A 12,767-nucleotide genomic window follows, 5' to 3' on the forward strand; every position below is an offset into this window, starting at 1 on the left:
AAAAATGTCCGGCTATTCTAGCGGTATCTGCCGGCCGGGTGCCGGTTTACATGCCCTGCACCGCAGGTAGAATGGGCGCCCTTCTCATACCAGCCCGAGCGGAACACATGGCGTTGCCGACCTTAAGGATCATTGGTTTCATTATCGGCATCTTCCTCATCACCCTGGCCATCGCCATGGTGGTGCCGATGGCGACACTGGTGATCTTCGAACGCACCGGCGACCTGCCGTCCTTCCTCTGGGCCAGCATGATCACCTTCATCGCCGGCCTGGCTCTGGTGATTCCTGGCCGTCCCGAACATATTCACCTGCGCCCCCGGGACATGTACCTGCTGACGGTCTCCAGCTGGGTGGTGGTGTGTATCTTCGCCGCCCTGCCGTTCCTGCTGACCCAGCACATCAGTTACACCGACTCGTTCTTTGAAAGCATGTCCGGCATCACCGCCACCGGCGCCACCGTGCTCAGCGGCCTGGACAGCATGTCCCCGGGCATCCTGATCTGGCGCTCGATGCTGCACTGGCTGGGGGGGATCGGCTTTATCGGCATGGCGGTGGCGATCCTGCCGTTGCTGCGCATCGGTGGCATGCGCCTGTTCCAGACCGAATCTTCGGACCGCTCGGAAAAGGTCATGCCGCGCTCGCACATGGTGGCGCGCCTGATTGTCGCCACCTACGTGGGCATCACCATCTTCGGCAGCCTGGCCTTCTGGTGGGCCGGGATGAACATCTTCGATGCCATCAACCACGCCATGTCGGCGATCTCCACTGGGGGCTTCTCTACCTCTGACCAATCCCTGGCCAACTGGCAGCAACCGGCGGTGCACTGGGTGGCGGTGGTGGTGATGATCCTCGGCAGCCTGCCCTTCGCCCTCTATGTGGCAACCCTGCGGGGCAACCGCAAAGCGTTGATCAAGGATCAGCAGGTCCAGGGCTTGCTGGGCATGCTCCTGGTGACCTGGCTGGTGCTCGGCACCTGGTACTGGTGGACCACCAACCTGCACTGGCTGGAGGCCCTGCGTCACGTAGCACTGAACGTGACCTCGGTGGTCACCACCACCGGGTTTGCCTTGGGTGACTACAGCCTGTGGGGCAACTTCTCACTGATGCTGTTCTTTTACCTGGGGTTCGTCGGCGGGTGTTCGGGGTCCACGGCGGGCGGGATCAAGATCTTCCGCTTCCAGGTCGCGTACATTCTGCTCAAGGCCAACCTCAATCAGCTGATCCACCCCCGGGCAGTGATCAAGCAGAAGTACAACGGCCATCGCCTGGACGAAGAAATCGTCCGCTCGATCCTGACCTTCTCGTTCTTCTTCGCAATCACCATCTGCATGATCGCCCTCGCCCTGTCGCTGCTGGGCCTGGACTGGATGACCGCCCTGACCGGCGCCGCCAGCACCGTGTCCGGCGTGGGCCCGGGCCTGGGAGAAACCATTGGCCCGGCAGGCAACTTCTCCACCCTGCCCGACGCTGCCAAGTGGATCCTGTCCCTGGGCATGCTCCTGGGTCGGTTGGAAATCATCACGGTGTTCGTGCTGTGCATTCCGGCGTTCTGGCGTCATTGATCGAGCCCGGCAGCGCCAGCAACCGCGCCCGGTACTCTCCGGGCGTGACATCGAACCAGCGACGGAACGCCCGGAAAAAATTGCTCGGATCGGCAAACCCCAACAGGTAGGCAATTTCCAGCAAGGTCATGCGCGGCTGTGCCAGGTACTGTTCGGCCAGTTCGCGGCGGGTGTCATCGAGCAGGGTCTGGAAGCTGGTGCCCTCCTCCTGCAAGCGGCGTTGCAACGTACGCTGGGACAAGTGCAGGGTCTGCGCCACCATCTCGCGCTTGGGCTCGCCCTGCGGCAGCAGACGGCACAGCACCTGCCGCGCCTTGTGGGTCACCCGGCTCTCGGAGAAACGCGCCAGGTATTCGCCGGCGAAACGATCGTGCAACAAGGCCATGGCCTCGTTGGCAGTCGGCAGCGGCGCTTCCATGTCGGCCCGCTCGAAAATCAGCGCATCAAAAGGCGCAGCGAACACCAGCGGCGCATGAAACATGTCCTTGTAAGGCTGCACATCCTGCGGTTGCGGCCCTTGCAACAGCACTTTGCGCGGCTGCAGGGCGCGCCCCGTCAACCAGCCACACAAGGCCAGGGCGCAAGCCAGCGAGGCTTCGGAGCTTTGCCGGGTAGGGGGCAGATGATCGCCATGCACCGTCAGAATCAGCGCATAACCCTCAGGTAAAAGACGGAAACTCAGGTCAGCACTTTCAGCAATGATCCGTTGATAACGCACCAGGCGCTGAAAGCCCTCTACCAGGGTGCGGCTCGACATCAGTGCATAACCGGCCACATGGAAGGACGCCGGACGAACCAACTTGCCCATGTTCAGGCCGATCGCAGGGTTGCCGGACAACTCGACCGCACGCTGCCAGAGCCGTGTCATCGAGTCTTGGGTGAAACGCGCGTCGGGGTCGTCGAGGGCGCCATAGTCGAGCCCTAACTGCAGGAACAAAGCGCGGCAATCCAGGCCGTCCATCTCCAGGGCCTTGACTATTCCCAAGGCCCAGCTTGCAGAAGTCGTTCGTTCGCTCATGAGGATTTCTTACATGATGAGCCGCATGCTACGGCCAATTTCACAAGGATACTAAAGTGGCGCCTATTGTCACTGGCCAGCGCTGCCAAGGACTCTAGACTCAAATAAGCTCCCCGCAGAACATCCGCTCACGAACAACAAGCACAGAGATCGCGGCCATGGAAAACATCCGACAGTTCAACAGCTTCGCCGAGTTCTACCCCTATTACCTGAGCGAACACAGCGACAGCACCTGCCGTCGCTTGCACTTCATCGGCACCAGCCTGGTGATCTTCCTCCTGGCCTTTGCCATCGGCAAAGGCGCCTGGCTGCTACTGCTGGCCTTGCCGGTTGCCGGCTATGGCTTTGCTTGGGTCGGGCATTTCTTCTTCGAGAAAAATCGCCCGGCCACCTTCCAGCATCCGCTGTACAGCCTGCTGGGGGACTTCGTCATGTACCGCGACATGATTCTCGGCAAGGTCCCTTTCTAGGCCCGGCCGGACAGCAAGCCGCCCCCTACAGCCACTGTGGTGACGGGACGCAGGCATAGACTCCAGCCCCGAGCGTCGCTGTACAAGGCGATGGAACAGGCCAGCCCCACCTGAAGCCTGATCGACAAGCCATCGCTCAGGCCGGCTCCGCCATCTTCAAGCGCTCGGCCTTGAGCTGGGCTTCCCGGGCCTGGGCCTCGGCCAGGCGATAGAGTTCGATGCTGCCGTCCCAGTGCTCGATCAGGGCTGTGCAGGACTCCACCCAATCGCCGCAATTGAGATAATCCACCTCGCCCACCTTACGGATCTCGGCATGGTGAATGTGGCCACAGACCACCCCGTGCAACTCACGCTTGACGCACTCGTGGGCAATGGCCTCCTCGAAGTCACTGATGAAACTCACCGCAGTCTTGACCTTGTGCTTGAGGTAGGCCGACAGCGACCAGTAACCGTAGCCATAGCGCGCCCGCCAATGATTGAGCCAACGATTGAGGGTCAGGGTGAACTCATAGGCCGAGTCGCCGAGAAAGGCCAGCCAGCGGTGATATCGCGTAATGACGTCGAACTGGTCACCGTGGATCACCAGCAGATGGCGGCCGTCAGCCGTGACGTGCACGGCTTCGTCCACCAGTTGGATGTTGCCCAGAATCAGCTTGGAGTAACGGCGCAGGAACTCATCATGATTGCCGGTGACGTAGATCACCTCGGTGCCGCGCTTGCTCATGGTCAGCAAGCGGCGGATCACGTTGGTATGGGCTTGGGGCCAGTACATGCCGCCCCGCAGTTTCCAGCCATCGATGATGTCGCCAACCAGATAGATACGGTCGGCCTGATACCCCTTGAGAAACTGCGCCAGGTGTTGCGCCTGGCAATCCCGGGTGCCCAGATGCACATCGGAGATCCATAAAGTCCGTACCCGTTGCTTGCGGCTGGGCTTGGCGAGTTCGGCATGGGTCATGGACGCTCTCCGGGATTTTTTGCGAGCTTGCGCCGCAGCGATTAATAGCCCATGACAAAAATGCGGCAGTGCGATGACAACGCGAGCCCTCCGACCGCCGGTGTACACTGGCCGCCTGCCAAGGAGACCGTGATGGGATCTATCCTCACCCTGCGCCACTACACCCATGACCTGATCGCCCACAGCCACGAGCATGCGCAACTGGTGTTCGGCCTGCGTGGCCAGCTCCAGTTCGAAGTCGAAGGCCAGGGCAGCCAAGTGCAGCAGCAGAGCTTCGTGGTGGTGCCGGCCGGCGCCCGGCATGTCTGCGGCAGCCCCAGCGGAAGCCATTGCCTGGTGTTGGACATACCCGGTGAACGCTGGGTGCAACAGTCTTTGGGCGAACATGCCGAGGCCAGCCGGCGTTTGCTCGATGCGCCCCGACATCAGGTCCTGGGGCCGAGCCAGAGCCGCCTGGTCAACTGGCTGGCGGACAGCCCGGTGGACGACCCCTTGATTGCCCAACAAGGCGCAGTCCTGCTACTGGCCAGCCTCAACCATTGCGCCGACAGCCAGCCTGGCGAGCGTCGTCTGCCCTATGCCGCCCTGAATGCCCATATCGATCGTCACGCCGCCCACCCCTTACAGGTGGCCGACCTGGCCCAGATAGCCGGGTTGTCCGCTGCCCGTCTGCATGCACGGTTCATCGCCGAGTGCGGGGCCAGCCCCATGGAGTACGTGCGACGCCGGCGCCTGCACATGGCCCTGGAACTGTTGCGCGGATCAGCCTTGCCCATGGGCGAAATCGCCAGCCGCGTGGGTTATAGCTCCCAGAGTGCCTTTGCCGCAGCAATACTGCGGCAGTACGGCCACTCGCCGCGCCAACTGCGCCAAGGAGCAGACGCTAGTCCCTCGACAAAAAACGCCAGGATCGCGACAGACCAACAGGTCGCCCGCCCCTAGACTGAGCCCATTGCCGCCTAGGCTCTGTACGAAAAGTGTTGAGACGAAGGTCAGGCACGGCGAAAACGGTCGAGGAACGGCCGGGGTCGCGTTCGACTTTACGGGGTGTAAATGAGCATTCCGATCGGACTCGCGCACGAGACCGTTTTCAACGCAGCATCACCGAGTATCAAGGCTTTTTGTACAAAGCCTAAGGCCATTACTGCCCGTCTTGTGGCTAAGGATAGAGATGACTCCGCGTACCGCCCTTGGCGCCCTGCATATCGGCGCCCTGATGTTCGGCCTGACCGGTGTATTCGGTAAGCTCGCCGCCGCTTCGCCCGCGGTCATCGTCTTCGGCCGCGCAGCCTTTGCCGTGCTCGCCCTGGGCGTCTTCGCCCGTCTGGCCAGCAACACCCCCTGGCAGAAACTGGCCGCCACCGATTGGCAACGCCTGCTGCTCAGCGGCCTGCTGCTGGCCGGACACTGGGTTAGCTTCTTCGTGGCAGTGAAGGTCGCCGGGGTGGCTATCGCGACCCTGGGCTTTGCCAGCTTTCCGGCCTTTACGGTGATTCTCGAGGGCCTGCTTTTCCGCGAGCGGATCCGCGTCAACGAGATTCTGCTGGTGATCCTGGTGAGCATCGGCCTGGTGCTGGTCACCCCGGAATTCGACCTCGCCAGCCAGGCCACCACCGGCCTGCTCTGGGCCATGGGTTCGGGCCTGCTGTTTGCCCTGCTGTCCTTGAACAACCGCACCAGCTCCGGGCGTATTCCTGCGGTGCAGGCAGCCCTCTGCCAGAACGTGGTGGTCACCCTGTGCCTGTTACCGGTGGCAGCCCCCGAGCTTGGCCAGGTGCGGGCCATGGATTGGCTGTGGATCAGTCTGCTGGGGATTTTCTGCACCGGCCTGGCCCACAGCCTGTTTGTCGCCAGCCTGGCGGTGATCAAGGCACGCACTGCGGCGGTGGTCTTCACCCTGGAACCGGTCTACGGGATCACCGTGGCCTGGCTGCTGTTCGGCGAGAATCCGACGCTGCGCATGCTGATGGGCGGAGCCTTGATCATCGTTGCCATCGTGGTTTCAAGTCGCCTGTCGATGGGCTCAGGCAGCAAGGCTGCCACGGCTGAAGCCGGCTCTCACTGAGTACGATCGTTGTGGCCCAGGTTGCGCTCCGGATCGATCTGGTCGCGCACCCGTTGCTTGAGTACCTTGGCCTCGGGAAAACCGCCATCGGCCTTGCGCTCCCAGATCTGCACGCCATCGCAGGAAATGCGGAACGTGCCACCGGTAGCAGGCTCCAGAGACACTTTGCCCAAGTCATCGCTGAACGTGCTCAGCAACTCCTGGGCCAGCCAGGCGGCTCGCAACAGCCACTGGCATTGGGTGCAATAGGTGATGACCACTTCGGGTTTACGTTCAGTCATGGTACGGCCGACTCCTGAGTTCAAGGGCGTCGCTATAATAGCCGGCTTTATCGTCCGTCCCCGAGAACCACGATGCGCCGCCTGCTGTCCTGCCTGTTCCTCTGCCTGCTACCCCTGCTCGCTCAATCCAGTGAAGCGCCGCGACCGAAAATCGGTCTGGTGCTGTCCGGAGGTGCTGCCCGTGGCATGGCGCATATCGGCGTGCTCAAGGCCCTGGAAGAGCAAGGCATCCGCATCGACGCGATTGCCGGCACCAGCATGGGCGCGGTGATCGGCGGGCTCTATGCCTCGGGCTACAAGATCGACGAGCTGGAAAAACTGGCTCTGAACATCGACTGGAGGCAAGCGCTGTCCGACGCTCCGCCCCGGGAAGACGTGCCCTTCCGGCGCAAGCAGGACGATCGGGATTTCCTGGTCAAGCAGAAACTCAGCTTCCGTGACGACGGTAGCCTGGGCCTGCCACTGGGGGTGATCCAGGGCCAGAACCTGGCGTTACTGCTGGAAAGCAAGCTGGCGCACGCCAGCGATACCCGGGATTTCGACAAGCTGCCCATTCCCTTCCGGGCCGTGGCCACCGACATCGCCAGCGGCGAAAAGGTGGTGTTCCGCAAGGGCCACCTGCCCCAGGTGATCCGCGCCAGCATGTCGATTCCGGCAGTGTTTGCGCCGGTGGAGCTCGATGGTCGGCTACTGGTGGACGGCGGCATGACCGATAACATTCCCCTGGACGTCGCCCGAGACATGGGAGTCGACATCGCCATTGTGGTGGACATCGGCACGCCGCTGCGCTCGCGCAAGCAACTCAACACCGTGGTCGACGTGCTCAACCAGTCCATCACCCTGATGACCCGGCGCAATTCCGAGGAACAATTGGCGACGCTGCACAAGGACGACGTACTGATCCAGCCGTCGTTGTCGAGCTTCGGCGTCACCGACTTCGGTCGAGCCCAGGAGGTGATCGACGCCGGTTATCGCGCCACCCGTATCCTCGACGCCCGCCTGGCACGCTTGCGTGCGACCCAACCACAGGATGCGCAACTGGCCGCTGCGCGCCTGCCCAGCCAGCGCACGCCGATCATCAGCGCAATCAAGGTGGAGAACGACTCCAAGGTCAGCGATGAGGTCATTCGCTACTACATCCGCCAACACATCGGCGAACCCCTGGACCTGGGCCGCCTGGAAACCGACATGGGCACCCTGTACGGCCTGGACTTCTTCGAACAGGTGCAATACCGCGTGGTGCACAAAGGCCAGGACAACACCCTGGTGATCAGCGCGCGGGGCAAGCGCAGCGGCACTGACTACTTGCGCCTGGGCCTGAACCTGTCCGATGACATGCGCGGCGACAGCGCCTTCAACATCGGCGCCAGCTATCGCATGAACGGTATCAACAGCCTCGGCGCAGAATGGCTGACCCGGGTGCAGATCGGCGACCGGCAGGAAATCTACAGCGAGTTCTATCAACCCTTGGATGCCGGTTCACGCTATTTCATTGCGCCGTTTATCGCTGCCCAAGCACAGAATGTCGAGGCAGTGCTGGATAACGATCCGATCGCCGAATACCGCCTGGAACGCTACGGCCTGGGCCTGAATCTGGGGCGGCAGATCGGCAACAGCGGCGAAGTGCGTTTCGGTGTGGGCGAGGCCTGGGGCAAGGCCGATGTGCGGATCGGCGATCACGACCTGCCCAGCGAGAACTTCAATGAGGGTTATTACCAGCTGCAGTACTCCTTCGACTCCCTGGACAACGTCTACTTCCCCCACTCCGGTGAAGACATCGGCCTGACCCTGCGCCAGTTCGAACCGAGCCTGGGTTCGGACAATCGCTACCGACAGTGGGAATTCAAGCTCGACAAGGCCTTGAGCAGCGGCCCCAATACCTTCGTACTGGGAGGGCGCTATGGCCGAACCCTGGACAATGCCGATGTCGTGACCTCCAGCTTCCTCCTGGGAGGCGCACGACAGTTGTCCGGCTTCCGTCAGGATGCCCTGTCCGGGCAGAACATCACCCTGGCCCGCGCCGTGTACTTTCGCCGACTCACACCACGCTCCTACCTGCCACTGGATTTCCCGCTGTACCTGGGCGGCTCACTGGAACGCGGGCGGGTGTGGAACAACGACAACGCCTTCGACAGCGGCTATATCAATGCCGCGAGCATCTTCCTGGGCTTCGACACCCCGCTGGGCCCATTGAACTTCAGTTACGGCTTCAACGACGACAACCAGAAGGCCCTGTCGCTGAACCTTGGCCAAACCTTCTGACAGGCGCACAAATGCCGCACCGGACGGCGCAATCAGCAGGATTCAGGGGACACGAAAATAGGACGAACCGGGGTCAGGCAACCCCGGCTGAAGGCATCAGGATTTTTCCAGATTAGCCAGGATGCGCCCATGAACGCGCATGCAGACCCGCAGGTCTTCGTCGTCGACGCCAATGAACAATTCATGGCGCAAGGCAGTGGCGATGGTCTCGATCTGCTCGATCAAGGGCCGCGCGGAAGGACAGAGGACGATCTTCTTCGCCCGGCGATCCTCCACCACCGATTGGCGCTGGACCAGGCCCTGGGTTTCCAGGCTATCCAGCAGCCGAGCCAGGGTTGGCCCTTCTACGCCAACGCTTTGCGCCAGCTCACGCTGGGTTGGCGCGTCTTCAAAACGGGCCAGATGCAGCAGCACCAGCCAGCGGGCCTGGGACAGGCCAAGCCCGGCCAGGCGGCGGTCCAGTTCGGCACGCCAGCCGCGAGACATATGCGCCAGCTGCATACCAAAACGGTGTTCATCGGTTAACGGCATAAAACACTCATGATCAGACTGAAAATAAAGAAAAACTAATTATTAGTCAGCTAAGCATGACCCTTGCCAGGAGGCAAGGCCTCTAAGGGACTGAATCGTTACAACATTGACGCACCCCTTCACATTTCAAACTCCGACTGCAGCGCGGCACGCACGCAGTACAAAACACCTTCGGGGACTCGTCCGGCAAACACTTGGCTGATCTCGACCACGGGCGGCAGTTCGCCCTCGCCGTCGAGGAAGGCGTCCTGGATTTCCCCCAGCAAGTCCTCCGGAAGATCCAGCGCCTGCTCCAGGGACAGTTGCTGCTTGCCAATGGCTTCGGCCAGCAAGGTGTAGACGTTCTTTTCCGTGCACTGCAGTTGCCCGGCAATCTGCACCGGGGTCATCCCGGCACGGGCCAGGGTAATCAGCTCGTGGCGGATATCGGCGACCACCTTCGGCGCCTCGACACCGCCCCCCAGCACTTCGAGGAACGCCGCGCCATAACGCTCCAGCTTGCGCGCACCGACACCACTGACCTCGGCCATTTCCGCCATGGAGCCGGGCTGGCTGCGAAGCATCTCCAGCAAGGTTGAGTCGGGGAAAATGACATAGGGCGGCACCCCATGCTCTTCCGCCAGCTTGCGCCGCAGGGCTCGCAGCGCCTCCCATTGCTCGCGCTCCTCGCCACGTACCAGTTGGCTGGCCTGGCTGGTGCTGCTCTTGGGGGTGCTTTGCGGCTTGAGATCGCGTCGCAGCTCCAGGGTTACCTCGCCCTTGAGCAAGGGCCGGCACGTGTCGCTCAAACGCAGACCGCCATAACCTTCAAGGTCGATGTCCGCCAGCCCGCGAGCCACCAGTTGGCGGAACAGAGAACGCCATTCGCCTTCGCTACGAGCCTTGCCGACCCCGAACACCGACAAGTGCTGATGACCGAAGCTGCGGACCTTTTCGGTGTCCTTGCCCAGCAACACGTCCACCAGGTGACCGACACCATAACGCTGACCAGTGCGATAGATGGCCGACAGTGCCTGGCGCGCCGGCTCGGTGGCGTCCCAGGTTTGCACGCCATCGACGCAGTTGTCGCAATGGCCACAAGGCTGGGGCATGTCCTCATCGAAATAGGCCAGCAACGTCTGGCGCCGGCAGCGGGTTTCCTCGCACAGGGCCAGCATCGCATCGAGCTTGTGCTGTTCAAGACGCTTGTGGCGTTCGTCGCCTTCGGAGTTCTGCAGCATCTGCTTGAGCATCAGCACATCTTGCAGTCCGTAGGCCATCCAGGCGTCCGCCGGCAGGCCGTCACGGCCGGCACGACCGGTCTCCTGGTAGTACGCCTCCAGGGACTTGGGCAGGTCCATGTGGGCCACAAACCGCACGTTGGGTTTGTCGATGCCCATGCCGAAGGCAATGGTTGCCACCATGATCAGGCCTTCCTCATTGAGGAAGCGTTTCTGGTGATAGGCGCGCAACTCGTTGGGCAGGCCAGCGTGATACGGCAGCGCGGTAAAGCCCTGTTCACAGAGGAAGGCCGCCACTTCGTCAACCTTCTTGCGCGACAGGCAATAGACGATCCCGGCATCGCTGCGCCGCTCGTTGAGGAAGGCCTGCAACTGCTTGCGCGGCTGTTCCTTGGGCACGATGCGATAGAAGATGTTCGGTCGGTCGAAGCTGGAAAGAAAACGCTCGGCGTCCCGCAAGTGCAGGCGATTGACGATCTCTTCCCGGGTACGCTTGTCGGCGGTGGCGGTCAGGGCAATGCGCGGCACGTTCGGGAACATTTCCGCCAACTGCCCCAACTGCAGGTATTCAGGACGGAAGTCATGCCCCCACTGGGACACACAGTGAGCTTCGTCAATGGCGAACAGAGCAATATCGAGGTTCTGCAGAAACGCCAGCATACGTGGCTGAACCAGGCGCTCCGGGGCCAGGTAGAGCATTTTCACCTCGCCGCGACGAATACGCGCCGCCAGGTCACGCTGCTGCTCGGCGCTCAAGGTCGAGTTCAAGGCGGCGGCCGCAACTCCGAGTTCCTCAAGGGTGGCCACCTGATCGTCCATCAACGCGATCAAAGGCGAGACCACCACCGCCAGGCCTTCGCGAAGCAGGGCCGGAACCTGGAAGCACAGCGACTTGCCACCGCCGGTGGGCATCAATACCAAGGCATCGCCGCCGCTGGCCACGCGCTCAATGATCGCACCTTGGCGACCACGGAAACTGTCGTAGCCGAAGATGTCCTTGAGGACGCGTTGAGCCTGTTCGAGCATGAAAAACTCCAAAAATCGCCGATTTCCCTGGATGCAGACTGGCCGAAAAGTCGGCGTGGTTCACCGACAAATGCGTTAGCGGACTTGTCCGCACTTGCCGTCGGGCCTGCAGGGCATCACAAAACGCGCGAGTATACCCGAGCCCTTCCCGGCAGAGGGCGCCGACAATGGACCGCTGGTAACCTTTAGAACCGCTCAAATCTGCCCCGTGGCTGGCTTGAGCGCTCAAGAAAGCCTAGAATTCAGCATCGTTTATTCCCCAAGGTAGCCGTCAATGTCCTTCGCTGAGCAACTAACCCGCCTGCAAGTCTTCCTCGACGCAGATGATCTGCACGACGAGGCGCTGGACTACGTGGCCGCTCACGGCTACTTGACCGCGCTGTCGATCTGCTCGGAAAGCGTTCCCGACCGTGAATGGATCGACGCCCTGTTCGCCGAAGAGCCGCATTACAGCGACGACGCCGAACGCGAAGCCATCGAATCCACGCTACTGGCCCTCAAGGCGCACATCGCGCGCCAACTGGCTTCCGATGAAGAGTTCGAGCTGCCTTGCGAACTCGACCTCGGCGACGACCCGGACGACTCCGACCTGCGCGGCTGGTGCATCGGTTTCATGGAAGGCGTGTTCCTGCGTGAAGCAGCCTGGTTCGAAACCGCAGAGGAAGAAGTCAGCGAGATGCTGCTGCCGATCATGGTGGGTTCCGGCCTGTTCGACGAGCAGCCGGAATTCTCCGACATCGCCAGCGATGCCAACCTGATGGACGACATGATCGTGCAGATCCCCGAAGCACTGACCGCGCTGTACCTGCTGTGCAACGCACCCGACGAAAAACCGGCGCTGCTCAAGCCTCGCCACCACTGAGTCGGCGCCTATGGCCAAGCCCATAGGCCAACGCCCCCTGGTGTTGCGTTACGTTCTGCTGGCCATCGGCTGGCTGAGCGTAGCGCTGGGGGTACTCGGCATCTTCCTTCCGGTATTGCCCACCACCCCTTTCCTACTGCTGGCGGCCGCCTGTTTCGCCCGCAGCTCTCCACGCTTCTACCAATGGCTGGTGCAACACCCGCGCCTGGGTCCGTGGATACGCGACTACCTGGATGGCAATGGCATTCCGCTCAAGGGCAAGGTGTATGCGATCGGCCTGATGTGGCTAAGCATTGGGCTCTCGTGCTACCTGGTGCCACTGCCCTGGGCGCGAGGCTTCATGCTGACCAGCGCGGTGCTGGTCAGCATTTACATCCTGCGCCAGAAAACCTTGCGGCGCCCTTGAGCAACCCCAGCAGCCGCTGCCTGGGCAGCGGCCTCAAGGACCATGACGACCATCAGACGGTATCCACCTTCAACGAGTGATCGTTGAGCATGCCGTTGATGATGGT

Annotated in this window: 12 protein-coding genes; 7 read left to right on the top strand and 5 right to left on the bottom strand. The window is 61.9% G+C overall.

What is annotated here, in order from left to right; all coding sequences use genetic code 11:
- The first annotated feature begins 107 nt into the window (after positions 1–107).
- A complete protein-coding gene (locus tag J5M73_RS13000) occupies positions 108–1,562 on the top strand; it encodes a TrkH family potassium uptake protein (protein WP_102864075.1) in 1,455 nt (484 codons plus the stop codon).
- On the opposite strand, the gene J5M73_RS13005 is transcribed toward J5M73_RS13000, so the two are convergent.
- Positions 1,519–2,580, bottom strand: coding sequence for an AraC family transcriptional regulator (locus J5M73_RS13005; RefSeq protein ID WP_102864076.1), 1,062 nt, complete (start codon positions 2,578–2,580; stop codon positions 1,519–1,521). The two genes, J5M73_RS13000 and J5M73_RS13005, sit on opposite strands and share 44 nt — an antisense overlap.
- A 158-nt stretch (positions 2,581–2,738) precedes the next feature.
- Between J5M73_RS13005 and J5M73_RS13010 the strand changes: the two genes are divergently transcribed.
- Positions 2,739–3,050, top strand: coding sequence for a DUF962 domain-containing protein (locus J5M73_RS13010; RefSeq protein ID WP_025132224.1), 312 nt, complete (start codon positions 2,739–2,741; stop codon positions 3,048–3,050).
- 136 nt (positions 3,051–3,186) lie between these two features.
- Here J5M73_RS13010 and J5M73_RS13015 read toward each other — a convergent pair whose 3' ends face one another.
- The gene (locus tag J5M73_RS13015) at positions 3,187–4,008 is read right to left on the bottom strand and encodes a UDP-2,3-diacylglucosamine diphosphatase (protein WP_102864077.1); all 822 of its coding nucleotides are present in this window, start codon (positions 4,006–4,008) and stop codon (positions 3,187–3,189) included.
- A gap of 132 nt (positions 4,009–4,140) precedes the next feature.
- Between J5M73_RS13015 and J5M73_RS13020 the strand changes: the two genes are divergently transcribed.
- Positions 4,141–4,950, top strand: a complete 810-nt coding sequence (locus J5M73_RS13020) for an AraC family transcriptional regulator (RefSeq protein WP_102864078.1) — start codon at positions 4,141–4,143, stop codon at positions 4,948–4,950.
- 229 nt (positions 4,951–5,179) lie between these two features.
- Entirely contained in the window at positions 5,180–6,073 is an 894-nt protein-coding gene (locus tag J5M73_RS13025; RefSeq protein WP_102864079.1) for a DMT family transporter, read from the top strand.
- On the opposite strand, the gene J5M73_RS13030 is transcribed toward J5M73_RS13025, so the two are convergent.
- Positions 6,067–6,354: a SelT/SelW/SelH family protein gene (locus tag J5M73_RS13030; RefSeq protein WP_102864080.1), complete on the bottom strand. Its 288-nt coding sequence runs from the start codon at positions 6,352–6,354 to the stop codon at positions 6,067–6,069. The genes J5M73_RS13025 and J5M73_RS13030 overlap by 7 nt on opposite strands.
- Positions 6,355–6,426: 72 nt before the next feature.
- Between J5M73_RS13030 and J5M73_RS13035 the strand changes: the two genes are divergently transcribed.
- On the top strand, positions 6,427–8,616 hold the full coding sequence (locus J5M73_RS13035; RefSeq protein WP_102864081.1) for a patatin-like phospholipase family protein: 2,190 nt from the start codon (positions 6,427–6,429) through the stop codon (positions 8,614–8,616).
- A 96-nt stretch (positions 8,617–8,712) separates the two neighbouring features.
- On the opposite strand, the gene J5M73_RS13040 is transcribed toward J5M73_RS13035, so the two are convergent.
- Together J5M73_RS13040 and recQ are read right to left on the bottom strand one after the other, a co-directional pair.
- Positions 8,713–9,147 carry a MarR family transcriptional regulator gene (locus J5M73_RS13040; protein ID WP_102864082.1) on the bottom strand — a complete coding sequence of 145 codons (435 nt, stop codon included), beginning with the start codon at positions 9,145–9,147 and terminating at the stop codon, positions 8,713–8,715.
- Positions 9,148–9,266: 119 nt separating this feature from the next.
- Positions 9,267–11,393 carry a DNA helicase RecQ gene (recQ, locus tag J5M73_RS13045; protein ID WP_102864083.1) on the bottom strand — a complete coding sequence of 709 codons (2,127 nt, stop codon included), beginning with the start codon at positions 11,391–11,393 and terminating at the stop codon, positions 9,267–9,269.
- Positions 11,394–11,667: 274 nt separating this feature from the next.
- On the opposite strand from recQ, the gene J5M73_RS13050 reads away from it, so the two are divergent.
- Entirely contained in the window at positions 11,668–12,255 is a 588-nt protein-coding gene (locus J5M73_RS13050; protein ID WP_102864084.1) for a YecA family protein, read from the top strand.
- A 10-nt stretch (positions 12,256–12,265) separates the two neighbouring features.
- Positions 12,266–12,661, top strand: coding sequence for a YbaN family protein (locus tag J5M73_RS13055; protein WP_102864085.1), 396 nt, complete (start codon positions 12,266–12,268; stop codon positions 12,659–12,661).
- Positions 12,662–12,767: the final 106 nt, after the last annotated feature.

This window comes from Pseudomonas sp. 50_B, assembly GCF_017491625.1.
Lineage (GTDB): Bacteria > Pseudomonadota > Gammaproteobacteria > Pseudomonadales > Pseudomonadaceae > Aquipseudomonas > Aquipseudomonas danubii.